Origin of the sequence: Micromonospora endolithica (assembly GCF_003626595.1) — a bacterium.
In the GTDB taxonomy this organism is placed as follows: Bacteria; Actinomycetota; Actinomycetes; order Mycobacteriales; family Micromonosporaceae; genus Micromonospora; species Micromonospora endolithica.
The window spans coordinates 503,208-527,884 of record NZ_RBAK01000002.1 but is presented as its reverse complement, the minus strand read 5'-3'; the positions used below and the strand labels follow the sequence as shown (position 1 = coordinate 527,884).

Annotated in this window: 22 protein-coding genes, 1 tRNA gene and 1 pseudogene; 12 read left to right on the top strand and 12 right to left on the bottom strand. The window is 70.7% G+C overall.

Features of this window, described 5'->3' with window-relative positions; all coding sequences use genetic code 11:
• Positions 1-356: 356 nt before the first annotated feature.
• From D7223_RS08320 to D7223_RS08290, 7 genes are all read right to left on the bottom strand, one after another.
• On the bottom strand, positions 357-1,295 hold the full coding sequence (locus tag D7223_RS08320; RefSeq protein ID WP_120726716.1) for an oxidoreductase: 939 nt from the start codon (positions 1,293-1,295) through the stop codon (positions 357-359).
• Positions 1,296-1,338: 43 nt separating this feature from the next.
• Positions 1,339-2,352 carry a glycosyltransferase family 2 protein gene (locus D7223_RS08315; RefSeq protein WP_120726714.1) on the bottom strand — a complete coding sequence of 338 codons (1,014 nt, stop codon included), beginning with the start codon at positions 2,350-2,352 and terminating at the stop codon, positions 1,339-1,341.
• A gap of 22 nt (positions 2,353-2,374) precedes the next feature.
• A complete protein-coding gene (locus D7223_RS08310) occupies positions 2,375-3,517 on the bottom strand; it encodes a glycosyltransferase family 4 protein (RefSeq protein ID WP_120726712.1) in 1,143 nt (380 codons plus the stop codon).
• Between the two features lie 55 nt (positions 3,518-3,572).
• On the bottom strand, positions 3,573-4,625 hold the full coding sequence (locus D7223_RS08305) for a lysylphosphatidylglycerol synthase domain-containing protein (RefSeq protein WP_147252591.1): 1,053 nt from the start codon (positions 4,623-4,625) through the stop codon (positions 3,573-3,575).
• A gap of 105 nt (positions 4,626-4,730) precedes the next feature.
• Positions 4,731-6,605, bottom strand: a complete 1,875-nt coding sequence (locus D7223_RS08300) for an AfsR/SARP family transcriptional regulator (protein WP_120726708.1) — start codon at positions 6,603-6,605, stop codon at positions 4,731-4,733.
• A 39-nt stretch (positions 6,606-6,644) separates the two neighbouring features.
• On the bottom strand, positions 6,645-7,670 hold the full coding sequence (locus tag D7223_RS08295) for a glycosyltransferase family 2 protein (protein WP_120726706.1): 1,026 nt from the start codon (positions 7,668-7,670) through the stop codon (positions 6,645-6,647).
• A gap of 202 nt (positions 7,671-7,872) precedes the next feature.
• A complete protein-coding gene (locus tag D7223_RS08290) occupies positions 7,873-9,042 on the bottom strand; it encodes an endonuclease/exonuclease/phosphatase family protein (protein ID WP_120726704.1) in 1,170 nt (389 codons plus the stop codon).
• Positions 9,043-9,486: 444 nt separating this feature from the next.
• On the opposite strand from D7223_RS08290, the gene D7223_RS08285 reads away from it, so the two are divergent.
• The 7 genes from D7223_RS08285 (at position 9,487) to D7223_RS08255 (ending at position 15,721) form a co-directional block, all read left to right on the top strand.
• Positions 9,487-10,518, top strand: a complete 1,032-nt coding sequence (locus D7223_RS08285; protein ID WP_202864603.1) for an NAD-dependent epimerase/dehydratase family protein — start codon at positions 9,487-9,489, stop codon at positions 10,516-10,518.
• Positions 10,519-10,546: 28 nt separating this feature from the next.
• Entirely contained in the window at positions 10,547-11,536 is a 990-nt protein-coding gene (locus tag D7223_RS08280; RefSeq protein ID WP_120726700.1) for a UbiA prenyltransferase family protein, read from the top strand.
• Positions 11,537-11,562: 26 nt separating this feature from the next.
• Positions 11,563-12,711: a glycosyltransferase family 4 protein gene (locus tag D7223_RS08275; RefSeq protein ID WP_120726698.1), complete on the top strand. Its 1,149-nt coding sequence runs from the start codon at positions 11,563-11,565 to the stop codon at positions 12,709-12,711.
• Between the two features lie 51 nt (positions 12,712-12,762).
• Entirely contained in the window at positions 12,763-13,725 is a 963-nt protein-coding gene (locus D7223_RS08270; RefSeq protein ID WP_120726696.1) for an aldo/keto reductase, read from the top strand.
• Between the two features lie 64 nt (positions 13,726-13,789).
• Positions 13,790-13,865: transfer RNA gene (locus D7223_RS08265), tRNA-Lys, on the top strand.
• Positions 13,866-14,113: 248 nt separating this feature from the next.
• Complete coding sequence (locus D7223_RS08260; protein ID WP_120726694.1) at positions 14,114-14,701, top strand: dihydrofolate reductase family protein; 588 nt, start codon at positions 14,114-14,116, stop codon at positions 14,699-14,701.
• 132 nt (positions 14,702-14,833) lie between these two features.
• On the top strand, positions 14,834-15,721 hold the full coding sequence (locus D7223_RS08255; RefSeq protein ID WP_120726692.1) for a pyridoxal-phosphate dependent enzyme: 888 nt from the start codon (positions 14,834-14,836) through the stop codon (positions 15,719-15,721).
• A 75-nt stretch (positions 15,722-15,796) separates the two neighbouring features.
• On the opposite strand, the gene D7223_RS08250 is transcribed toward D7223_RS08255, so the two are convergent.
• From D7223_RS08250 to D7223_RS08240, 3 genes are all read right to left on the bottom strand, one after another.
• Positions 15,797-16,822, bottom strand: a complete 1,026-nt coding sequence (locus D7223_RS08250) for a glycoside hydrolase family 11 protein (RefSeq protein ID WP_120726690.1) — start codon at positions 16,820-16,822, stop codon at positions 15,797-15,799.
• 444 nt (positions 16,823-17,266) lie between these two features.
• The gene (locus tag D7223_RS08245; protein ID WP_120726688.1) at positions 17,267-17,647 is read right to left on the bottom strand and encodes a VOC family protein; all 381 of its coding nucleotides are present in this window, start codon (positions 17,645-17,647) and stop codon (positions 17,267-17,269) included.
• Positions 17,648-17,706: 59 nt separating this feature from the next.
• On the bottom strand, positions 17,707-18,177 hold the full coding sequence (locus D7223_RS08240; protein ID WP_120726686.1) for a hemerythrin domain-containing protein: 471 nt from the start codon (positions 18,175-18,177) through the stop codon (positions 17,707-17,709).
• 312 nt (positions 18,178-18,489) lie between these two features.
• Here D7223_RS08240 and D7223_RS08235 point away from each other — a divergent pair, with 312 nt between their 5' ends.
• The 4 genes and pseudogenes from D7223_RS08235 to D7223_RS08220 all read left to right on the top strand — a co-directional run bounded on the left by D7223_RS08235 (position 18,490) and on the right by D7223_RS08220 (position 22,355).
• The gene (locus D7223_RS08235) at positions 18,490-18,798 is read left to right on the top strand and encodes a hypothetical protein (protein ID WP_120726684.1); all 309 of its coding nucleotides are present in this window, start codon (positions 18,490-18,492) and stop codon (positions 18,796-18,798) included.
• A gap of 132 nt (positions 18,799-18,930) precedes the next feature.
• Positions 18,931-19,638: pseudogene (locus tag D7223_RS08230) on the top strand (CDP-alcohol phosphatidyltransferase family protein); the annotation flags it as partial.
• Between the two features lie 159 nt (positions 19,639-19,797).
• The gene (locus D7223_RS08225) at positions 19,798-21,534 is read left to right on the top strand and encodes an alkaline phosphatase family protein (RefSeq protein ID WP_186832264.1); all 1,737 of its coding nucleotides are present in this window, start codon (positions 19,798-19,800) and stop codon (positions 21,532-21,534) included.
• A 71-nt stretch (positions 21,535-21,605) separates the two neighbouring features.
• Positions 21,606-22,355: an FkbM family methyltransferase gene (locus D7223_RS08220; protein WP_120727107.1), complete on the top strand. Its 750-nt coding sequence runs from the start codon at positions 21,606-21,608 to the stop codon at positions 22,353-22,355.
• 55 nt (positions 22,356-22,410) lie between these two features.
• Here D7223_RS08220 and D7223_RS08215 read toward each other — a convergent pair whose 3' ends face one another.
• A complete protein-coding gene (locus tag D7223_RS08215) occupies positions 22,411-23,235 on the bottom strand; it encodes a DUF72 domain-containing protein (RefSeq protein WP_202864608.1) in 825 nt (274 codons plus the stop codon).
• A gap of 102 nt (positions 23,236-23,337) precedes the next feature.
• Here D7223_RS08215 and D7223_RS08210 point away from each other — a divergent pair, with 102 nt between their 5' ends.
• Positions 23,338-24,078: a Clp protease N-terminal domain-containing protein gene (locus D7223_RS08210; RefSeq protein WP_120726680.1), complete on the top strand. Its 741-nt coding sequence runs from the start codon at positions 23,338-23,340 to the stop codon at positions 24,076-24,078.
• Between the two features lie 20 nt (positions 24,079-24,098).
• On the opposite strand, the gene D7223_RS08205 is transcribed toward D7223_RS08210, so the two are convergent.
• Entirely contained in the window at positions 24,099-24,617 is a 519-nt protein-coding gene (locus D7223_RS08205) for a hypothetical protein (protein ID WP_120726678.1), read from the bottom strand.
• Positions 24,618-24,677: the final 60 nt, after the last annotated feature.

The window sequence follows — 24,677 nt, the reverse complement described above, 5'->3', positions numbered from 1 at the left end:
CAGGCGGAGCAGCTCGTCGCCCGACGCCGCGGTCGGATCGGTCAGGCTTGCCGGGTCGTCCCCGCAAGCCTGACCCAGATCACCGGAGCCAGCGGATGTGTTCTTCCACTCCGCGCAGCGCTCGCCGCCATGCGGTGCTGGCCTGGGCTCCTGGCAGGGACGCCAGTTGGCGACGTGCGCCCCGCCCGGCGATCGGTCGGTCGGCGATCCGAAGCAGATCGTCCAGGTGATCCAGAGTCGCCGGGCCGGCTGGTGGGTGTGGCGGCGAGTTCGGGTCGAGTGGGGGTGGACCCGGCCGGCCGGGTCCACCCCGCGTGTCACGTCGCGGCGGGCTGGCAACCGGCCCGCCGCTCCGACTACTCGGACTTGCCGAACGCGTCCACGCCGGTCAACTCGGCCGACAACGCCCAGAGCCGCTCGGCCGCCTCGCGGTCGGCGGGGCCGTCGAAGGTCTTAGCTACCGTGCAGGCCTGGCAGTAACCGCCGCCCGCATCCGCCAGTCGCGGTGACGTCGCGGCCCAGACCTGGGTCGCGGCGCCCTGCTCGGGTGCCCGGAACTCGGGCAGCAGTGCGGTGCCGTTTTCGTCGATCCAGCCGGCGCCGACCATCTCCTCCTTGGAGAGGTGCCGCTGCAACGGGGTGAGAATGTAGCCGGGGTTCACCGAGAGGGCCCGCACCCCGGCTGCCCGGCCCAGCCGGTCGAGTTCGGCGGCGAAGAGGATGTTGGCCGACTTCGACTGGCTGTACGCCGCCCACTTGTCGTAGCCGTTCTGGAAGTGCACGTCGTCCCAGTTGATGCGCGGGGTCTCCCCGGCGCCCGAGGCGACGACGACGACGCGCGCGCCGCCGTCCGCGGTCAGCGCCGGCCAGAGCCGGTTGACCAGGGCGTAGTGCCCCAGGTGGTTGGTCGCGAACTGAGCCTCCCAGCCCTCGCCCACCCGGGTCAGCGGGGTGGCCATGATGCCCGCATTGTTGATCAGGATGTCGATGGGGCGACCCGCGTCGAGGACGCGGTCGGCGAAGTTCCGGACGCTGCCGAGGTCGGCGAGGTCGAGTTCGTCGACCTCCACGCCGGCGATCCCCGCGACCGCCTCCCGCGCGACGTCCGTGCGGCGGGCCGGAACGAGGACCCGGGCGCCGGCGGCGGCGAGGGCGCGGGTGGTCGCCAGGCCCAGGCCGGAGTATCCGCCGGTGACGATGGCGAACCTGCCGGAGAGATCGATGCCGGCGAGTACCTCGGTCGCTGTGCTGTCGATCCCGAAACCCAGGTCGTCAGGCTGATCAGAAAGAGTCATGTTCAACTTTCCGGTCGGGCACCGTTACTGCTGGCGCGTGGGGTCAGGCGGGGTTCTCGACGCGGTAGAGCCGCTGCGTCATGCGGGGGAACAGCAGCCCCTGCAGAATGCCGATGCCGGCTGCCACCGCCGAGGTGAGCGTCACCAATAGGTGAAGCACCGTGAATTGTAGTCCAAAAAGGATCCCGTGGTGACGATAGGCGTAGCCGTAGGTGCGCTTGTCGAGCCCGATGCTGATCCCGGTCAGCACCGCGGCGGCGAGGAGAACCCAGGGACCGAGGACCACCGACGAGACCAGCGCGATCACCGCCGCGAGAAGGAAGGCGCTGCCCAGTGCCCGATATCCGGTTCCGGCACCGCCCGGAAGCTTGTTCAGTCGCAGCCAGTTCGGCGCGCCGAGCCGGGTGCGGTTGAACACCTTGGTCAGCATCACCCGCAGCGTGCCGTCGTGGTCGTGCCGTCCCCGGATGGTGGGTACGGCCTTGACCTCGTACCGGGCGTTGAGCCGGAAGCCGTAGTCCTGCTCCTCGGTCCAGCGGAGTCGGTCGTTGAACTCGCCGATCTCCAGGAACGTCTCCTTCTTTATCGCGAAGAGAGCCGAGTGCAGACCCGGGATGGCGCCCTCGACCTCGCAGAACCAGACGTACTGCTGGATGGCGCGGTAGCGCTTGACCAGGCTGTCGGGAAACATCGGCTCGGCCCGGTACATGCCGCAGATCGCGCCGAGTCGCGGCTCTTCCCGCAGGTGGTCGACCGCCCGCTCGACCGCGTCGGGATCGAGCGCGACGTCGGAGTCCACAAAGAACAGGACCTCACCCTTGGCGTGCCGGGCGCCCAGGTTCCGCGCCGTGGAGACGCCGCTGTTGACCGGCACCTGCAGCACCGTGACGTCGAGCGCCCTGGCGATCGCCACCGAGTCGTCCGTGCTCGCGTCGTCGGCCACGATCACCTCGACGGCCGGGTACGTCTGGTTCTTCGCCGCTCTGATGCACTCGCCGATGGTGCTGGCGTAGTTGTAGTTCGGAATGATCACGGAGACGAGTGGCTGCTCATTCATCGGGCTCCAACCTTTCTTTGTTTCATCGGTGTTGCCGTGCCGCGGTGCGTCCGCGAAGGGTGGTGAAGAGAACCTCGTACGCGTCCAGCGACGCCGCCACGGAGAAACGCGCCCGTGCCGCCCGGGCCTTCTGCTCCTTCCAGTGCCGCGGTACCGCCGCCAGTTCGGAGATGGCCCGTTCCAGCGCTTGTGGATCCCGGGGCGGAACCACTCGGCCGAATCCGGTCGCGGCCACGGGGTAACGGTTGCCGGGAAGATCGGTCGTCACCGACGGGATGCCGCTCATCATCGCCTCGGCCAGTACGGTGCCGAACGAACTGGCGACCGCCGGCAGCGCGAACACGTCGACCGAGGCGTAGAAATCGTTGACCTCTCGGCCGCGCAGCTCGCCGAGGATCCGTACCCGACTGTCCCGGTCGATCTCGGACTGCACCGCCGTGAGATCGCCACCGGTCACCTCGTGGTAGTTGCCCGCGATCAACAGCCGGGCGTCGGGGTCGGCGATCCGCTGGAACGCCCGGACCAGGTAGCCGATGCCCTTGTCCGCCACGATCCGGCCCAGGAAACCGACGTGCAGGCCACCGGTCTCCCGGTATCGGGGTTCACCGCCCCGCCGGTCGAGGCACGGCGGCGCGATCGGGGTGAAGTTGCGGTTGCGGATGACCGGCCAGAACCGCGAGGCGTGTGCCTGGTCGTGGCTGCTCGCCACCACGGCGGCGGAGCGGCGGATGGCGGCTCGGGAGGCGACGTCCGAGGCGCGCGCGAAGGCCCGGCCCGACCAGCCCGCCGGCAGGTGCGGGTCGCTGTGCAGCATGCTCACCACCGGTACGCGGCGGGCCAGCGGCATCAGCAGGGCCGCCTCCGGCATCGGCAGGTTGAGGTGCAGCAGCGACGAGTTGCGCGCCAGCTGGCCGGCCAGGATCGGGTAGCGAGGGGCGACGATCGCCCGGCTCGCCCGCATCAGCACCGGGGAGCGGTAGATGTCCACCCCGCCGACGGTGTCCCGCAGCGGCAGCTCGGGATCGTGCTGGGCGGTGACGACGGCGACCCGCCAACCCCGATTGGCCATTCCCTCGGCGATGCTGCGCGCGGTCTGCGTGAATCCACTGACGTACGGCTCGTAGTGAGTGGCCGCTAGCGTCAGATCGTATTTCCTGTCCGGCATGGGTACCGCATTCTCTGAGGTATCGCTACGGCCGACTGCCTAATCCCTGAGGACATTAGTGGTTCGCCTGTGACCATTTTCTTGGCGATTTCTTGGGGGCCGGCGAACCGGCATTCGTACGCTCCGGACCCATCGCCACCGCCACCGTGGGCACGGCGGTGGGTGCCGCCGTCGCCCGCCGCCGGATGATCGCCGCGGTCACCAGCAGGCCGACCCCCGCGGTGGCGAGCTCGCTCAGCGTCACCACGACCCGGCTGACCAGCGCCACCACCCCGGCCACCGGAACCGGCAGGATGACACTGAGCGCGGCCGTCACCACCACCTCCCGGACGCCGATGCCGTCGGGGGCGAAGACGGCGATCACCCCGGCGACCGCGCCGAGGCCGAACGCGCCGAGGCAGAGCGGCAGCGCACGCAGCGGCGGCGCCCCCATCGCCACGGCGAGGACCCACAGGTGGGCGCCCCCGATCACCCACGCCAGCAGCTGGGCGACGACCGCCTGCCGGATGCCGGTGCCGCAGATCGCCGTCGACGGCTCCGGGCGGCGGCGCAGCCGGCCGAGCAGGGTCGCGGCCCCGCCCACCAGACCGGGGCGGACCAGGACCGCGGCCACCGGCAGGACGGCCAGCAGGAGCCAGCCGGACGACGCGCCGAAGACCTCCGGCCCGGCGGCCAGCCCCACGGTGGCGCCGGTCAGCAGGCTCACCACCAGGGCCAGCAGCCAGGCCGCGCTCATCCGGCCCGCCGGTACGCCGACGGCCCTACCCATCTCGACGCTGACCAGGAAACCCATCACCTTGCCGGGCACGTACTTGACCAACTGTCCGAAGTAGAAGATCCGGGCCGCGTCCACGGCGGCGACCCGCTCCCCGACGCCGGCGAGCATGGCCCGCCAGGAGACCATCGTGGCGACCAGGCCGGCGGCATTGGCCAGGACGGCCAACGCCGCCATCGTCACGACGAAGCCGGGCCGCTGCCCGCGTAGCGTGCCGGCGACCGTGGACCAGTCCTGACCGCGCAGGGCGAGCACGATGAAGACCACGGTCACCGCCAGCAGCAGGCCCATGAGTACCCGCCGGGCCACCGAGCGCCAACGCTTCCGGGGCACGGCGGTCACTGTTGCGGCGATTCCCGGGAAGGCCTGCGGTGCGTCCAGTTCCTTTGTTGACACGCGGCACCTTCTCCGATCGTGGAAAGGAATCGAGCTGGTGGCTCACGCTAACCGCGAACCGCTTGCTTCTTCCTTGTCCGACGGGTCGCCGGTCATTTCTCCCTCGGGCCCGGCGAAGCGTTCCCGGGCGTACAGCCGCAGCAGTTCACCCATTCGGTAACTGCCCGGCGTCGAGGTCTCCAACAGCTGTGCGTCGACCAGACGCTCCAGGATGCGTTCGGTGTGTGCCTCCGAGCGGGCGAGCACCCGGGCGGCGGTCGACCGGCTGAGTTCCGTCATCGGCGACGTGCCCAGCAACTTGAACGCCTCGGCGATAGCGCGCTCGGAGCGGTCCGGGCTGCCGGAGAGACGGTCGTAGGAGCCGGCCATGCTGGCCCGCAGGCCGACCCCGTCGAACTCGAGATTGTCCAGCCGGCGGCGCTCGTCGGCCAGTCGGTCGCGCAGCTCGGCGAGTGGCCAGCCGGGACGGGCCACGAGGCGGGCACCGACGATGCGCAGCGCCAGCGGCAGGCACTCGCACCACTCGGCGATCGCGGTCGCGGCCTCCGGCTCCGCCGCCACCCGTTCCGCCCCGACCCAGTGGCTCAGCAGCGCGATGGCGTCCGGGACGGTGAGCGGTCCGACGCGCAGCTGGCGCACGTCGCTGAGCCCCGCCAGCGGCTGACGGCTGGTCACCAGCGTCGCGCAGCCGGCGCCGCTGGGCAGCAGCGGGCGCACCTGGGCGGCGTCGACGGCGTTGTCGAGGACCAGTAGCAGCCGTCGCCCGGCGACGACCGAGCGGAACAGGGCCGCGGCCTCGTCGACCTGCTCCTGGTCGCAGCTCATGCTGACCCCGAGGGTGCGCAGCAGCCGGGCGAGTGCGTCGACCGGCGTCAGCGGCTCCGCGTCCACGCTGGTGCCGCGCAGGGCGATGTACAACTGGCCGTCCGGGTACCGGCTGGTGAGCTTGTGCGCGGCGTGGATGGCCAGGGTGGACTTCCCCACCCCGGCGGTCCCGTAGATCGACACCACCGGGGCCGAGTCCCCCGTGCTGGCGGGGTTCAGCCAGCTCAGGATCGGTGCGAGGTCGTCATGCCGGCCGGAGAATCGGGCGATGTCGGCGGGCAGCTGCCGCGGCACGTGCCGGATCGGGGTGGAGACCGGGCCGGCGTTGCCCGGGTACGGCTCGTCGAGTTCGCCGCGGAGTATGGCGACGTGCAGGTTACGCAACTCGGGGCCGGGTTCGGCGCCGAACTGCTCGACGACCTGCGCGCGGGTGTCGACGTAGTACTGCAACGCCTCGGGGGTACGTCCCATCGCGCAGAGCGCCCGCATCTGCAGCGACACGAGCGGCTCGGCGAGCGGGTACGAACCGAGGACCCGGGCCAACCGCTCGGCGACCGCCTCCGGGCTGCCGAGTCGCAGCTCCTCGGCGCCCCAGGCGCCGGCCAAACTGATCAACTGCGATGCCACGCTGCGCCTGACCCGGTTGGCCCAGTCACTGGCCAGGGTGGCGAGTGGATCCCCCCGCCACAGGTCCATCGCCTCGCGCAGCGCGGCGATCCGCGTCTCGTCGCTGATCCGCGTCGCCGCGCGGCCGGTGTCGATGAGACGGTTCAACCGGTGCAGGTCCACCTGTTGGCGCTCGACGTCCAGCACGTAGCCGTCCCCGTGGCGACTCAGGCCGACGGGTTTTCCGGAGCCGTCGTCGACCTGCGCCAGGGCCCGGCGCAGCCGGGCGACGTGGGCGTAGAGGGCGCTGCGGGGCGCCTCCGGAGCCGCCGGCCCCCACACCCGTTCGGTCAGGGTGTCGATCGACACCGGCGTACCGGCGTCCACGGCCAGGGCCGCCAGGACCGCGCGACGCTGCCGTGGCCCTACATCCAGCGGGCCACCCGCTGACTCCACCTCGATGGGTCCCAGTAGTCGGATCCTCACATGCTCTCCCCGTCATCACGTCTGACGACGGCCGGCGTACTAATGGACGCCGGCCGGTGTCCGGTACCTCTGTCGGAAGCGCGCGTCGAGCACGTAGCGCAGGCCACCACTCAACGCGCCCGCGGAAATCGCGAGACTGTACAGAAAACTGAGGAGCGCGCTCGGCGGGACCAGCCGCCAGCCCGCGGTGCGTCGGACGTAGTTCAACAGGGGGAGGTCGACGCCGATGAACCACGTCAGGAAGGCGACCGGAACGGCCGCCAGGTAGGGGGAGACCAGTACCAGGGGGAGGCTGGTGGTGGCCAGGAAGGCGGCCGCGACCTCGGCGGGCCGGTGGGTGGCCTCCCGCTCGGGCTTCAGCTCGCGTTGCTTGAGCACGAGGGGAACCAGTGAGCCGGCCCGCCGGTAGAGCTTCCGCAGGATCGAGGACAGCTGGTCGTCGTCGTCGTGGTACCCGACCACGGACAGGGTGCGGGTGACCGGGTGGTGTTCCGCGATCCGGAGGCTGAACTCGTGGTCCTCGTTGGCGTACTGGCCGCGCAGCCGCTCGTCGAAAGCCCCGATGTCGTCGATGACCCAGCGGGGCACGGCGCCGCTGGCGAAGTGGCCGGTCCGTGCCGGCCCGAGCTTGCGGGTGGCGCGGTAGTGGCCGTAGAGCACCTGCACCCACTCCACCACGCCGTCGTCGACCAGGGGGCGGTCGCCGTAGACGCCCCAGACGGCTCCGTAGGACGGGTTCTCCTCGAAGATCTTCACGGCGTTGGCGACCGCGTCGGGGGCGAGGGCGACATCGGAGTCGAGGAAGAAGAGGATGTCGCCGCTACTCGCGGCTATGCCGCGGTTGCGGGCGGGGCCGGCACCGACATTGTCGGTCAGTTCGATGAGCGTGCAACCGAGTTTTCTGACGATCTCCGGCGTCTCGTCGGTGCTGGCGTCGTCGACGACGATGACCTCGACCGACGGGTGGGTCTGGTGCAATGCCGAGAGCACGCTCAGGGCGATGGTCTTCCGGCTGTTGTGACAGGGGATTACCACTGACACCAGTGGCGTCTTGGCGGGCTTCATTGATGCTCCTCCGGCAGGAATTCGGCTGCGCTGGGAGGTGGACGACGCACCTACTCGTCGGTTTCTCGTCGTCGAGAAGACCCGTTGACCACCTTAGTGCCTGATCGACATCGGTAGACAGCCATCGATCGGTTTCATGCTCGTTAAATGCTCGGGATGGCCTGCCACCGCGTGTTTCGCGCCAATGTGACGCTCATCTCGGTCAGGGCGCCGAGATGACGAACTGCTGGGCCTTGTGGTCGGACAGGCCCTTGGGGAGGGTCAGGTCGTAACTGTGCACCTTGATGTCCGGAGTGGTGAAGAGCCAATCGATACGCCACATTCGCGGCTTGTCGCCAACCGGCCAGGTGACCGGGTAGAGCGAGGAGAGCGCCCTGCTCTGGTCGACGAGCCGGTCGGAGACCATGTCGAGGAGATTCATCGACGGTGAGGTGTTCAGGTCGCCGGCCATCACCGCCCGGTTCGGGTTCTTCTCCAGGTCGGCGGCGATGGCCCGGTAGCTGGCCTGCCGGATCTCGAAGTTGAACCGGTCGATCTCGAACATGTTCCGGTCGTCGTCGCTGCGCAGCAGCAGGATCCGGACCGGCGGCTGGAAGATGTGCGAGTTGTAGAACGACACGACCTGGCCGTTGACCCGGATGTCGGTACGCAGCGCCTGCGACGTGTAGAACAGTGGTCGGTCGACAAGGGCCGGCGGCACCGGCTTGAGATCGTCCGGCAGGTACGGCTGCGAGTCGAGCCACGCGTGCCCGACCACCGGCAGCCGGGTGAGCGTGACGTTGCGCCCCTCGCGGACGATCGTGTAGCCGGGGAACGCGGCCTTCAACTGCGCCGTCTGGTCGATCTCGTACGCCTGCGCGAAAATGTCGACCAGCGAGTCGTCGACGTTGGCGTACTCGTGCAGCATGTAGACGTCGGCGTCCATCTCCCGCAGGAAGTCGTAGAACTGCGCCGTGGTGGTGCGCTGCTCCCCGCCGTTGCGCCGGTCCTGGTCCCAGTACTCGGTGTTCCAGGTCACCACCTTGACGGCGTCGGCGGGCGCCGGTGGCGGGGTGTGGAACACCGTCGCGAAGTTGATCCCGCTGTAGCCGAGGCCGAGTACGAGGGCGAGCAGTGCCGCCCCGACCAGCCGCCCGCGCATCGGCCGCGCCAGCCAGGCGACGGGCAGCAGCACCACCGGGACCACCGCCCAGACGATCGGCGGCAGCAGGTCCACCGGTCCCCACACGTACGTCCGGGCGCTGAGCAGGTGGTGCAGCACGACGACGACCAGCCAGCCCACGCAGGCCACGGCCGCGAGGCGCACCCCCCAGCGGGCCCGCCGGGACCGGGCGGAAGGCTCCGGCGACAACTCCGGATCCTTTTCGTCCATTATTGCGGTCGTTCTTGCCGCCGCTTCCGTCATGGCAACTCCTTTACGTGGCTCCGGTTCCCGCCGAGGTCGGTACCGGCCGGGAAAAAGGTATCGATCGGCACCTTGCTCGAAGCTTGTTCCGGACACCAAGGAGGGGGCAATCGTCACTCACTAGCGTCACGAGTGCCAATACCGGATTCACCACCGAGGAAGGAGCCGCCGGATGGAGCAGGCGAAGCCTATCGACGCTCACACCGGAGCTGGCGTCGGCGGGCCGGGGCTGGTCGGTCCGGTATGCGACTTGCCCGGCATTTGGCGGGCCGGCCCGATTGGTCGGTAGCGGTGACCGGCGGATGGTCGGTCGGTGAATTTCCGATAACGGCGAATGCCGGAAATGTGGCCGCAGTGCAGTCGTGACACTGCCGTCGAGAGCGCGGCATTTCTTCGAAACGGGAGGTGGAAGTGCACGTTGTGGTGACCGGAGCCGCCGGCATGTTGGGCACCGCGCTGCTGGCGCGCCCCTGGCCGGGAGTGACATGGACCGGAGTGGACATCCGTCCACTCGCGCCCCGGGTGCGAGGGCGGGCGACCTTCGTCCGGGCCGACGTCCGGGACGTCGAGGCGATGACCCGCGCCTTCCGCTCCGCCGACGTGGTCATCCACTCCGCCGCCGCGTTGCCCAGCCACCGGGCGGCGGAGATCCGATCGGTCGACGTGGAGGGCACCGGCTCGGCGCTGGCCGCGGCGCGGCGGGCCGGTGTGGACCGGTTCGTGCACATCTCGTCCACCGCCGTCTACGGACTGCCCCGGGACTGCCCCACGCCGGAGGACTACCCGTGCGAACCGGTGGACCCCTACTCGGCTGCGAAGCTCGGCGCCGAGACCGTCGTGCTCCGGCAACGCGAACGGGGCCTCTGCGCCCCGATCCTGCGGCCCAAGACCTTCCTCGGCGAGGAGCGTCTCGGTCTCTTCGCCATGCTCTTCGAGTGGGCCGACGAGGGCCGGCACTTCCCGCTGATCGGCGGCGGCGACGTCGCCACCCAGATGCTCGACGTCGAGGACCTCTGCGCGGCGATCCAGCTGATCTGCGAGGCGCCCGACGACAAGGCCAACGACACGTTCAACATCGGCGCGCGCGAGTTCCGCACCCTGCGGGAGGACTTCCAGGCGGTCCTGGACGCCGCCGGCCACGGCAGGCGGGTCCTGGCCATGCCGGTCGGGCCCGCCGTCGCCGCGCTGCGCGTACTCGCCGCGACGCGGCTCTCCCCGGTCTACAAGCGACTCGTGCACAAGCTCACCCGGGACTCGTACGTCTCGATCGACCGGGCCACCCAGCGGCTCGGGTTCAGTCCGCGGTTCAGCAACGAACAGGCGTTGCTGAAGACGTACGAGTGGTGGCGGGCGAACGCCGCCGGGGCGCGGCGCAGCGCCGGACGTACCCACCGCGACCCCTGGAAGCAGGGCGCCCTGAGCCTGGCGAAGGCGCTGTTCTGACACTCCACGGAGCAAGGAGAGGTCCGCCATGAATCACGCCCTGGAAGTCCCGAACCCCACCTCGTCGGACCTGCCCGTGGTCTCCGTCGACCCGGCGGTCGCCGTACAGGCGCTGAAACCGCTGGCCCGCGTCACCGGACTGTTCGTCCTGCTGCGGCCCCGCCAGTGGGTCAAGGGCGGCCTGGTGCTGGCGGCGCCGCTCGTGGCCGCACCCGGCGCCGCGGTGACCCATATCGTGCCGCTGCTCGGCACGCTGCTGAGCTTTCTGGCCGCCGCCTCGGCCGTGTACGTCTTCAACGACCTGAGGGACCGGGAGCGCGACCGGGTACACCCGGTCAAACGAAACCGTCCACTGGCGAGCGGGCGGGTGAGCACGACCGCCGCGGTCATCCTCCTCGTCGCCCTGCTCGCCGGCACCGCCGCCCTGACCACCCTGCTACCCGCCCTGACCGGCGTCGTCGTCGCCGGCTATCTCGCCCTCAACCTCTGGTACTGCCTGGCGCTCAAGCATCAGCCCCTGGTCGACGTGTCGGTCGTCTCCATCGGATTCGTCCTGCGGGTGCTGGCCGGCACCATCGCCGTCGGCGCGGCCGTTCATCCGGCGCTGCTGATCGGGGTCTACTGCGCGTGCCTCGCGCTCTCCCTCGGCAAGCGACGCCACGAACTCGCCGCACTGTCGGCCGCGGGCGGTGAGGCCGGCGAGCACCGGCCGTCGCTGCGCGCCTACTCGGTCCACTTCCTTGACCAGGTCGTGGTGGTGAACCTGGTGGCGGCGCTGATCGGCTACGTCGCCTTCGTCTGGACCCAGACACCGCCGTACGGACCGATCACCGCGGGGCTGACCTTCCCGTTCGCCGCGTTCGCGGTACACCGCTACCTGCAGATGATCGCCATCGGCGGCTCCGGTGGCGATCCGGTCGAGGACCTCGTCCGGGACCGCGCGCTGCTGGTCAACCTCGGCCTGTGGGCCGCGGTGCTGGCGCAGGCGATGCTGGCCAGCGCCTGGCCCGTCCGGTAACCGTTCGACACCCCTTGGAGAAGCCCGTGAGCAGCAAAGACTCCCACGAATACGACCTCTGCGTCGCGGTCAACTACTACTCGCCCTACGTCAGCGGGCTGACCGAGGTGGCCCGGGTGCTCGCCGAGGGCCTCGCCGGGCGGGGCTGGCGGGTGGCGGTGGTCGCCGTCCGGCACGACGCGGCGCTTCCGCTACGGGAGAGCCGTAACGGCGTCGACGTCTACCGCAGCCCGGTGGTCGCCTCGGTCGGCCGTGGGCCGGTCAGTCCCGGCTTCCCGTCCCTGGTGCGCCGGATCGCCCGGCGTTCGCGGGTGGTGAACCTGCACCTGCCGATGCTGGAGGGAGCGCTGATCACCGCCCTGCCGCTGCGGGTGCCGGTGGTGACCACCTACCACATCGACCTCTGGCTGCCGCCCACCCTGGTGACCCGGGCGGCGATGGCCGCGGTACGGGTGTCGTCGCGGGTCACGCTGCGCCGCTCGGACGCCGTCGTCGTCAACAGCGACGACCAGGCGCAGTACTCGGAGCTCTGGTCGATCCTGCGGTCCAGCCAGCGGTCCGCGATCCCGGCGCCCTGTCTGGACCGGCGCGGCGGGGAGGCGACATACCGGGAGACCGGCGGCCCGCACATCGGCTTCCTCGGCCGGATCGTGCCGGACAAGGGCCTGGACTACCTGGTCGCCGCGTTCGCCGAGATCCCGGATCCCGAGGCGCGGCTGCTGGTCGGCGGCGACTATCTGACCGTCGCGGGCGGCAGTGTGATCGACCGGATCCGGACGGCCGCCGAACGGGATCCCCGGATCCGGATCCTCGGGCTGCTCCGCGGCCGACAGATCAACGACTTCTACGCGTCCATCGACGCGTTCGCCCTTCCCTCCATCGCCGAGTCCTTCGGTATCGCGCAGGCCGAGGCGATGATGTGCGGTATCCCGTCGGTCACCACCGACCTGCCCGGTGGCCGCTATCCGGTCCTGGCGACCGGGATGGGAAGGGTCGTCCAGCCGCGGGATCCGGCTGGACTGCGCGTGGCGCTGCTGGACGTGCTCGGCTGGGACGCCGACACCCGGCGCGAGGGCGCCAAGCGGGCCCTGGAGGAGTTCGGTGTGGACGGGTGTCTGGACCGGTACGCGGCGCTGTTCCGGCTCCACGGGGCGCGGGCCGGCGCATTGATGTGAGCGGTGTTCCGGTCAGTAGAATGGCGGCCACGTTCCGTCACGGAGGTGCAGATGCACAGCAGGGAATTCGGTCGTCTCGGCACGGTCAGCGCGCTCACCCTGGGCGGTGGCGGGATCGGCGGTGTCTGGGGGGCGACCGACCAGGCCGAGGCGGTGGCGACCGTGCGGGCGGCCGTCGACGGTGGCGTCACGATGCTCGACCTGGCCCCGACCTACGGTGACGGCTACGCGGCCGAGAACGTCGCCGGTGCCGCCCTGCGCGCCATTCCGGCCTCGGACGTCCTCGTCACCAGCAAGATCGAACTGCCCGAGCAGGACGGTGGTGATCTCCCGGAGAAGATGATCCGCAGCCTGCACGCCACCCTGAAGCGGCTCGGCCGCGAGCAGCTGGATCTCTTCCTGCTCCACTCCCAACTGCACCCGCACGGCTGGACCGGTCCCACTCCCCGGACCCTCGGCTGGGACCTGTACTGCGATCAGGTGGTGCCGACCTTCGAACGGCTGCGGGACGAGGGCAAGATCCGGGCCTGGGGGTTGACCGGTGTCGGCCACCCGCAGACCGTGATCGACGCCATGCACCAGCAACCGCGCCCGGATGCGGTCCAGGCGGTGGTGAACGCCCTTGACCTCAGTGGCGACATGTGGCTGCTCGGCGGGTCGGCCGAACCCCGGAACGACGAGATCCGCCGAGCCGCGGTTGACGACGGCGTCTCGGTGATCGCGATCCGTGCCGTGGCTGCGGGAGCGCTCACCGGGGAGATCGACCGGTCCGTGGCGGACGACGCCCCGGTCGCGGTCGACTTCGCCCGGGCGGAGCGGTTCCGTGCGCTCGCCGCCGAGTTCGGCGAGTCGCCCGCCTCGTTGGCCCACCGGTACGCCCTGAGCGTCCCCGGCGTGGCGACCGTGGTGCTCGGGGTGAAGAACCGCACCGAGTTGGCCGAGTGCCTCGCCGCCGAGGCCCGTGGCCCGCTGACCGAGGTCGAACGGAAGGCCCTGCTCGACCTGCGGAGCTGAGCGATCGGCAGCCCGGTCGTCGGAGGGCGGGGGCGAACCGGTACGGTGCTCCCGTTGCCGACGAGCGCCGCTAGCTCAACTGGCAGAGCAGCGGACTCTTAATCCGCGGGTTCGGGGTTCGAGTCCCTGGCGGCGCACCAACGATCAAGGCCTTGACCTGGTGGTTCACACCGGGCAGGGCCTTTTTCGCGTACGCCGGTGGTGGGTGGTCGCTCGGTGGATGCGCCGACGATCCGTGGAACTTCCTCTCGGGACGGCGTCGGATCCGGGCCGAGTCGTTCGTAGAACGGGTGAGAGGCGGAGATGTCAGCCCGACCCGCGATGCTCGGTCAGCTGACGGGCCAGGGTGTCATCCTCGCGGGTTCTACGTGCACCGGAAGGTAGAGGTATGGCAAAGCTGATCTACGTGAACAATGTGTCGCTCGACGGCTACATGGAGGACGAAAGCGGAGTTTTCGCTTGGTTCCCGCCCGACGACGAGGTGTTCGCGTTCACCACCGACCTCCTGCGGTCGGTGGGTACGTTTCTTTACGGGCGGCGCCTGTACGAGATGATGGCTGTCTGGGAAACCGACGCCGCGCTAGCCGCGCAGTCCGGCCTCATGGCTGACTTCGCGAGCGTCTGGCAAGCGGCGAACAAGGTCGTCTACTCCACGACGCTCACCGAGGTGTCGACGGCCGCCACCAGCGTGGAGCGCCGTTTCGACCCCGCCGCCGTACGCCAGCTCAAGGCCACGGCCGGCCGTGACATCACCATCGGAGGCGCCAACCTGGCGGCACAAGCCATGCGGGCTGGGCTGGTCGACGAGTGTCAGTTGTTCGTCTGGCCCACGGCCGTCGGAGGCGGCAAGCCGGGGCTGCCGACCGGGCCGCGCACCGACTTCGCGCTCCTCGGCGAACGCCGATTCCACAACGGCGTCGTTCACCTCCGATACCGCCCACTCGGCCAGTTTGGGCCGCGAGAAACTCGCCGGTAGTCGTGGGCCCCTGGCGACACAAGCCAGGGTGAGAGTCGCCCGTCGTCGCTTGGCGTCGTCGTAACGAGCAGACGGGTGAGCTGATCGCCCACGAACGCCGAACTTCGGGGCCGCTCCTTCCGGGAGCGGTCCATACACCACCGTGATCGAGGCCACCGCGGGCAACGCGGCGGTCTCCGGCGCCCACTTCGCCACCATGCTGGGGCTGCCCTTCGTCGCCGTACTGCCGGGCAAGACGTCGCCCGCGAAGCGGCGCGGATCGAGCGGTACGGCGGTCGCTGCCATCCGTTCGACCCGCCCCTGGCCATCTACGACGAGGCGCGGCGGCTCGCCGGAGAATTCGGTGGCTACTACCTCGACCACTTCCAGTCGGCCGCACACGCCGAGGACTGGCGTGCCGGGGGACTCGCGGGGGCGCTCGTGGCCCAGGTCGTCCAGGCGAGCGGAGGGCCGCCGGACTGGGTGGTGGTCGGGGCGGGTACCGGCGCCACCAGCGCCACGCTCGGCCGATACCTGCGCTACCACAATCATCCGACTCGGCTCGTCGTGATCGACCCGGAGAACTCGGCCTACCTGCCCGGTTGGGCGACCGGTTATCACGGCTACTCGACCGGCATGCCGTCGCGCATCGAGGGGATCGGCCGCCCGCGGACCGAGCCGGCCTTCCTGCCCAACGTCGTGGACCTGATGCTGCCGGTGCCGGACGGGGCGAGCGTGGCCGTCATGCGTCACCTGGCCACGACGACCGGCTGGCGGGCCGGCCCTTCCACCGGCACCAATCTGTGGGGGGCGCTACGCATGGCGGCGCGTCTGCGCCAGCGCGGTGAGCGGGGCACGCTCGCGGCACTGGTCTGCGACGGCGCTGACGCCTACGCCGGCAGCTACTACGACGACGCGTGGGTGCGCGAGCGCAAGCTCGACCCGGAGCCGTACCGGATGGTGCTCGAACGCTTCCTCACTCGGGGCGTGTGGGTCGAGCCGTGGGTGGGCGGCCCCGGTGAGTCCCTGGCGGCGCGCTGACGCGCGGGCCGCGAGACCACGGCGGGCGCGGCGGCCGAGGCCACCGCGCCCGCTCGTCGGGCTCAGGAGTTCGGGTCAGCCCGTCCGGCAGGTGACCGTCGGCCAGGTCCAGTTGCCGTTGGCCATGATCGTTATCCCGAAGTTGTTGCCGTTGCCGTTCGGCCGGGCGGTGATGGTCCCGCTGGTGCCGCTGACCGAGGCGTTCCAGCTGTTCTGCAGGGTCTGGCCGCCGTTCAGGTTGAGGCTGACGACCCAGTTGCTGGTGCCGCTGACCGCGACGTTCAGGTTGAACCGGTCACCCCACTGCTGGCCGGCCGAGAGCACCGCGGTGCAGTTCCCGCCGCCGGGCGGTGGGGTCGGGTTGGCGGTCGGACCGGGGTTGCCGCCGGTGCCCTCCCGGACGGTGATGTCGGAGCTGCCGCTGCTCTGGTAACCCTCGGTGGCCATGACCTGGTAGCTGTGGTTGGTGCCGAGGTTCAAGCCGGCGCGGGCCCAGGCGTCGAAGTGGTTGGCGGTGGTGATGGTGCCGCTCGAACGCTTCTGTTGGCGGACGCTCCAGTACTGGTAGAACGTCTGGTTGCCGTCGATCGACGGGGCGTTGACCCGCTGGCTGCGCAGGATGTCGTAGGTGCCGCCGTCCGTGGTGACCGTGCCCAGCCGCTGCGCGCCGCTGCTGGGGTTGTAGGTACCGAAGTTCTCCACCACGTAGTACTCGATGAGCGGGTTGCGCGTCCAGCCGTACAGGGCGAGGTAGGTGTTGTTGTTGCCCGGGTTGTAGCTGCCCGAGTAGGTGACCGTCCGCCGGGTGCCGGTGGCCCAGCCCTTGCCGCCGACCCAGTTGTTGGTGCTCCGGTCCCAGCTGCTGGTGTAGCGGCCGTTCTCGCGCAGCGTCATGCTGGCGTTGCCGCTGTCCTTCCAGAACGAGAAGTAGAAGCCGTTGTGCGTGCCGGTGAGGTTCGAGGTGAGCGTCCGGTCGGCCTCGGCGTGCGCGCTGGGCGCGGCGACGACTGTGCCGCCGACGGCGAGGACCGCGGCGCACGCGGCGCCCAGGAGCAGCCGCATACGGCTGCGCCTCTGCGGTCTGGTCGAGGTGTCGTTCATGTAGGTGTTCCTCCTCGTGACAGCTGACCCGAGCCAGCAGCGGTGCGACCCGGCGGGCCTTGCGGGGGCCAGGTACGGCAGCCGGACGTTCGGCGGGTCACCGCGCGGCGGCGGTGGGCTCGTCGTCCTGCACGAACGGGGACGGGTCGCGGTGGGGGTGGCATCGACAGCATTGAACGCCGTCGATGGCGACGGTAGGCGGCCGATCCTCCACCTGTCAATAACTTTTCTGAAATTTTCCGGAAACCTGATCCGTGCATACGTTACTTCGGCCGCGGGTTATAGCGGCTTTTACGCCGTTTGTCAGCAGAAGATTCCAAGGTGCTCAACCCACGAGCGCCAGGCAGGGCTGGAATTCCGGAACGTGGCGCTCCGAAACTTCCGGAATCCTTCCAGAGGGGATCACGCAGCCCGGGGTACGGAGACCATCGGCGCGTCGACCGCCTAGACCTCCGACACCCGGCGTCTCAACAGGCAGAACTCGTTGCCTTCCGGGTCGGCGAGCACATGCCAGGGCTCGTCGCCGGTCTGTCCGATGTCGACCCGACGTGCGCCGGCCGCCAGCAGCCGCTCCAACTCGTCGTCCTGCTCCCGATCGGTGGCATTCACGTCGATGTGCAGCCGCAGGTTGCCGACCTTCGGCTCGTCGGTCCGGTTGAGGATGATCGTGGGCTGCGGACCGCCGAAGCCGACGCCGGGCGGCCCGATCTCGATGTCCCCGTCCACGCGTTCCAGCTCGACATAGCCCAGCACCTCGCACCAGAACCGCGCCAGCGACTCGGGATCACGGGCGTCCAGGACCAGTTCGGTTATCCGACATGCCACGTGGTCACCATATCCTCGGGTGCGCCGACCGAGGGCGGGCCCGACCCGGGTCAGAACGGCTACAGAGGTCCCAGTACGACGTCGGGGTCGGCGTCCATCGCCAGCGTCCTCAGCACGGTCAGCAGTTGGCGTTCCTCGTACCCGAAGTGCGACTCCATGATCGCCGCCAGTCCCTCCAGGTGGCGATCCAACTCCTCGGGTGGGGCGGCCCGCGCCACGGCGGCCTGCAGCCCACCCAGCAGGTGGGCGATCATCGAGTGGTCCTGCCGTAGGTGGCGCAGCGTCTCGCGCAGCGCGGGGTACCGCTCGGCGATCGCCGGAAACAGGTCCCGGTCCTCGCCCTCGTGGTGCGCGGTCAGGGCGGCGCAGAACCCGTGGCAGAACAGCAACAGGTCACGGGTCGCCGGTTCCGCCGGCACGCCGTCCGCCACCGCCTGCCGGGTCACCGACAGCGCGTCACGGAGCCGGTCGTGGACGGCGCGTAGCTCTCGATCCCAGGCGATCAGCCTGCTCTTCTCGCCCTCACGCATGGGTGGAGGGCGAAAGGACAACGATCATCATCGTTTTCCCCTCGGTCCGGCGCCTCCATGCCTGACACGGCCTGCCATCGGCACGCGACGCTCCGGCGAAGCTACCACGCACGGTCCGCCGGCCCGGACCGGCTCCGTGCAGGGGTAGATCGGGAACCGTCGGCCATACGTGGCTGCTGGTTTGCCTACCCGCGTAGGGGTATCTGTGGATGTACGGCTCCGAAGGGTTCGAGTGCCACCCCCGCGACCCTGGTGGATCCCGTGCGTAGCGGACGTCGGCCGGCGTGTCCGCCCGGTGGCGAGAATGGGCCGATGCGAGCTGACCTGATCATCGAGTTCATGGGTGGCGACCCGGACATCGACCAGTCCTTCCAGGCGTGGCTGGCTGATGCCGGCCTCGGCGCTACCCGGGGCGACTCCGGCTGGGTCGTACGGGTCCGGGGCTGGACCGACTGTGAACGGTGGGGTGAGCAGCTCAGCCGCTTCGTCGCCGGGAGGAGTGAGTCGTTCAAGCTCCGCGTCGACGGGCCGGGCGGAGAGTCTCTCCTGCACGAGGTGCGGATGGTGGCGGACGCCGACTCGATGACGCGGTTCCTCGCCACCAGCGCCTACCTCCAGTGACGGGTGTTCCCGTTCGGGACGCTCCACGGCCGCACACAGGATGACCTTGGGTTTGCCTGCGTCCAGAACGAACCGATCGGCCGTATTTCCCGTATGACTGACAGGGTCGCCAATCAGAGTCACGGAGGCACGATGCCCACGGTGCGAACTGGTCCGGTCGTCGGACTGCTGGTGCAGACCGTCCTGCTCGCGGTGCTCGCCGGGACGGTCGGTCTCGGCCTGGTGGGGTGGTTGGCCGGGCTCGGGTACGGGATGGTGCTGTGCGCCCTGCTCGGCCGGGGCCTGCACCGGTCCGGCGCGGGTGGCCTCGGCCCGGCCGACCGGGTGACTCTGGGCCGGGCCGTCCTGGCCGGCGGCGTGACGGCACTGGTGGCGGACTCGTTCGGCCGGCCGGCGCCGGTCGCGCTGATGGTCGTCCTCACCGCCGTGGCGCTGGCGCTGGACGCGGTGGACGGTTTCACGGCTCGGCGCACCGGGACCACCAGCGAGCTGGGCGCCCGCTTCGACATGGAGATCGACTCCTTCCTCGTGCTGGTGCTCTGTGTCCATCTGGCGCCGTCGGTGGGTGGCTGGGTGCTGGTGATCGGCGGGATGCGGTACGCCTTCGTCGCCGCGAGCTGGGTGCTGCCGTGGATGCGGGGATCATTGCCGCCGCGCTACTGGCGTAAGGTCGTCGCGGCGACCCAGGGTGTCGTGTTGACGGTGGCGCTGGCCGGCGTGCTTCCCGGTCCGCTGACGGTCGTCATGCTGGTGCTGTCGCTGGGTCTGCTCGTCGAGTCGTTCGGCCGCGACGTGCGGTGGCTGTGGACGACCGCCACCGGCGTCGAGACGGGCGGACCGGTGGCGGCGAGCACGGGCGGGCCGGTGGCGGCGAGCACGGGCGGGCTGCCGTGGCACGAGCCGCCGCGGATCCCGGTGGCCCGGGACGAGATCGTCCGGGTCTGAGCCGTCCCGCATGCCGCACCAGGACCAGACGGAAGGACGCCCAGGTTGTCGCTCATGACACACCTTCGCCGGCTACCGGGCCGGGGCAGCGGGGAGGACGCGACGGCGGGCGGGCAGCCCGACCGTACGCCCGGCGACACCGCCGACGACGCCCCCGGCGCCCCGGAACGGACCGGACGCCCCGTCCTGGCCGGGCTGGGGACCGCCCTGGCGGCGGCGCTGGTGCTGCTCGCCCTGAACGCGCCGTACGACTTCGGTCGTCTCACGCCGGGCGCGTTCGTGAAAATCCCGCTGGAGGCGCTGCTGGTCGTCGCCCTGCTGCTCGCCCTGCCGGCGCGGGGGAGGCGGTGGGTGGCGGTGCTCGCCGGAGTGGCCCTCGGCCTGCTGGCCGTGCTGAAGCTGCTCGACCTGGGGTTCTCCGCGTCGCTCAGCCGCGCGTTCGACCTGGTGCTCGACTGGGCGCTGCTCGACGAGGCGTTCGAGTTCGTCGCCGAGTCGTACGGCCGGCCGGCGGCGACCGGTGCGGCGGTCGCGCTGGCGCTGCTCGCCGTGGCACTGCCCGTCCTGGTCACGCTGTCGGTGCTGCGGCTGAGCCGGCTGGTGGTCCGGCACCACACCGGCACCACCCGGATCGTCGCGGCGCTGGTGGTGGTGTGGGTGGCCTGCGCCGCGTTCGGCGTTCAGGTGACACCCGGCGTGCCGGTGGCCGACACGTCCGCGACCACCCTGGCCAACGGCCACGGGTTCCAGGTGCGCCTGCGGCTCAACGACCGCAAGACGTTCTCCGGGGTGATCGACGCGGATCCGTTCCGGGACGTGCCGGGTGACCGGTTGCTGACCGCGCTGCGCGGCAAGAACGTGGTCTTCGCCTTCGTGGAGAGCTACGGCCGGGACGCGGTCGAGGACCCGGCGTTCGCGCCGCAGGTCGGCGCGGTCCTCGACGACGGAAACCGGCGGCTGGGTACGGCCGGTTTCGCCGCGCGCAGCGGCTTCCTCACCTCGCCGACGTTCGGCGGTGGTAGTTGGCTGGCCCATGCCACGCTGCTCTCCGGATTGTGGATCGACAACGACCAGCGGCACCGCATCCTGCTGGCCAGCGACCGGATGACCCTCGGCGGCGCGTTCCAGCGGGCGGAGTGGGAGACCGTAGGGGTGATGCCCGCGGTCACCCGGGCCTGGCCGGAGGGTTCCTTCTACGGGTACGACCGGTTCTACGACGCGAACACGCTCGCCTACCAGGGCCCCAAGTACAGCTTCGGCACCATGCCCGACCAGTACACCCTGTCCCGGTGGCGGCGCCTGGAGCAGGCGCGGGGGGACGGGCCGGCGGTGATGGCGGAGCTGGCGCTGGTGTCCAGCCATTCGCCCTGGACGCCGGTCCCGAAGCTGGTCGACTGGGCCGACGTCGGGGACGGCACGGTCTTCCGCGACGACGACGCCGCGGCGCGGGACGCCCGGAACGAGAAGCGGCGGACCGCGACCCGGATCAAGGCGGACTACCGGCGGTCCATCGAGTACACGCTGCGCACGCTCATCTCCTACGTGGAGACCTACGGTGACGACGACCTGGTGATGGTGGTCCTCGGCGACCACCAGCCCGCGCCGGTCATCACCGGCGACAACGCCAGCCACGACGTACCGATCTCGATCATCAGTCGGGACCGGCGGGTGCTGGACCGGATCTCCGGGTGGGGCTGGCAGGACGGGCTGAAGCCCGGCCCGCAGGCCCCGGTCTGGCGGATGGACGCCTTCCGGGATCGTTTCCTGACCGCCTTCGGACCGCAGTCGTGACCCATCCAGGCCACCGCACCGACGGAACCGCGCTCATCAGTCGGCTCGCGGCGCTGCGGAACGATCCGGTCATGGCGCCGCTGCGTCGGTCGTTGGACGTCTACTACGGCGATCCGGAACGCGACGCGCGGATGGACGCCTTCTACGGCCGCTTCGTCACGCCCGGCGACCTCGTCTTCGACATCGGCTCCCACGTGGGTGACCACATCGGCAGCTTCCGCCGGCTCGGGGCCCGGGTTGTCGCCGTGGAACCGCAGCCGCTCTGCCTGCGCGCCCTGCGGGCGATCTACGCCGGGGACGACCAGGTGACGCTGGTCGAGGCGGCGTGCGGCGCGGCCCCCGGGAGCGTGCGGTTCCATGTCAACTCCGCCAATCCCACCGTGTCGACCGCCGCCACCGGATTCGTGCGGGCCGCGAACGGGGCCGGCGGATGGGAGGGCCAGGTGTGGGACGCGGAGATCGAGGTCCCGGTCGTGACCGTCGACGCGCTGGTGTCGCGGTACGGCGTGCCGACCTTCGCCAAGATCGACGTGGAGGGTTTCGAGGATGCCGTGCTGGCCGGGCTGAGCCGGCCGCTGCCCGCCCTGTCCTTCGAGTTCACCACGATCGCGCGCGCGGTCGCCCAGCGGTGCCTGGACCGGCTGGGCGTGCTCGGCTTCGACGGGTTCGACGTCGCGCTCGGCGACGAGAAGTCGATGACCTTCCGGCGCTGGGTGCCCGCCGCGGAGATGGCGGCGCACCTGCTCGCGCTGCCGCACCACGTCAACTCCGGCGACGTGTACTGCGTGTCCCCGGTCTCCGTGGACGGCGCGGCAGGCTGACGGCCGGGTCCGGTGTGCCGGGGCGCAACCCCGGGGTTCGGCCGGCGGTGGGCGATCAGAAAAGGGTCGCCGGCTCGGCCGGCAGCGGCTCGGGCAGCGCCGCCACCTCGGGCACCCGGAGGCGGACCTGGTCGTGGAAGCGGCGGGCGAGCACGGGCGCGTCGGCGTTGTCCGGGGTGTGCACGAACACGGTCGGCGAGCGCCCCTCGCGCAGCCAACCGGCGACGACGTCGACCCAGTGCCGCCAGCCCTCGACGGTCCGCGCGGTGTCGTCGCGGCCGAGGTAGCGGACGATCGGCCGATCGGTCAGCGCGACCGACCGCAGCGGCATGCGCGGCTTGCGGGTCCAGGCTTCCCGTTCCGCGTCGCTGGTCGGCGGGCCGGCGAAGAACGCGGTGGTGTCGAAGGGAACCCACTCGGCGGACACGGTGGCGAGGGCCGCTTCGAGCAGCCGGACGGCCGGCGCCTGCGTGAAGAAGGCGGCGTGGCGGACCTCGACGGCGTACCGGTGGGACCGGGGGAGCCGACCCAGGAAGCGGGCGAGCGCGCTCACGTCGTCCGGACCGAACGAGCCGGGCAACTGGATCCAGAGTGCGTGCGCGCGGGGGCCCAGGGGCTCGATCGCGTCCAGGAACGCGCGCAGCGCCTCGTCGTCGGCGAGCCGGTGCTCGTGGGTGATGAGCTTCGGCAGCTTGAGGACGAACCGGAAGTCGGGGTCGGTCTGCGCCGCCCACGAGGCCACCGTGTCCCGGGCCGGCGTGGCATAGAAGGTGGTGTTGCCCTCCACCGCGTTGCACCAGCCGGCGTAGTGCCGCAGGCGCTCGTGCGCGGCGAGCGGATGGGCCAGCAGCCGCCCCTGCCACGACCGGTGGGTCCACATGGCACAGCCCACGTGCAATCGCATGCCCCGATCCTCCCGCCTGCCGACGTCCACCGTCAACCGACGGTTGACGGCCTCGTAGCGTCAACCTATGGTTGACGCATGACGGATCCCGTGCAGATGAACAACCCGGTACGCCTCGACGACCTGATCCACGGCATCAAGAAGGCCCGCCCCGACGTCCTCGACCAACTCGCCGACGCGGTCGTCGTGGGCGAACACCTCGGCGACGTCGCCGACCACCTGATCGGCCACTTTGTGGACCAGGCCCGGCGCTCCGGCGCCTCCTGGACCGACATCGGCCGGAGCATGGGCGTGACCAAACAGGCCGCCCAGAAACGCTTCGTCCCCCGGTCCACCGACACGCCCCTGGACCCGCAGCAGGGCTTCGCCCGGTTCACCGTGCCCGCCCGCAACGTGGTGCTGGCCGCACAGGAGGCCGCGCGCGCGACCGGGCACGCCGAGACCCGCCCCGAGCACATCCTGCTCGGCCTGCTGGCCGAGCCGCAGGCGATCGCCGCCCGGGTGATCGTGGCGGCGGGCGTGCCGCTGGAGCGGGTACGCGAGGCCGCCACGGCCGCGCTGCCACCGGCCTCCGGCGCCGAGGTACCGGCCCTGATCCCGTACGACGCGGCGGCGAAGAAGGTCCTGGAGCTGACCTTCCGGGAGGCGCTGCGGCTGGGCCACAACTACGTCGGCACCGAGCATGTCCTGCTGGCCCTGCTGGAGCACGAGGACGGCGACGGCGTGCTCACCGGCCTCGGCGTCGGCAAGGCCGCCGCCGAGGAGCGCATCGACGCGGCGATCAAGGCCGCGGTGCGGGCGGCGGCGGAGAAGGACTGAGGACGAGGAGGGGTGGCGCGTCAGGAGGCGGTGGGGAAGCCGTACCGGGCGGCGTGCTCGGGATCGGTCGGGTCGACCTGGCGGATCCCGGCGTCGGCGAGGTGCTTGTTGACCTCGTCGAGCCGTTCCCGCACCAGCCGGGCCTCCTCCTCGGTGACCCGGCCCCGGTGCGGCCGGCCGGCGTGCTCGACGGTGCCGTAGTCGACCTTCTCCGCGGTCCTGCGGGCCTTCGGCGGGCGGACCCGTTCGGCGGTCCGCAGCAGCTGCGCCATCGGCACGTCGGTGGCCATCGCGTCGAACTCGCTCGCGGTCAGCACCACCCGGCGCGGCTCACCCCCGCCGTGCCGGTCGTGGATCTCGACGACCGCCACGTCCAGCGCGGCGTCGTCGATGCCCTCCACCTCGACCGGAGAGGCGTCCAGCCGTACCGGTCCGGCCACCAGGTCCGGATGTTCCAGGACGACGACACGGACCACCTCGTCGTCGGTCGCCAGGACCGTGCCGCTGAAGTCGGAGACGTGGATGGTCTTCTTGCCCATGCGCGCAGCTGCTCCTGTCGTGGCCCGGGTTGCCTGAGGACCACAAGACGTTACCCGACA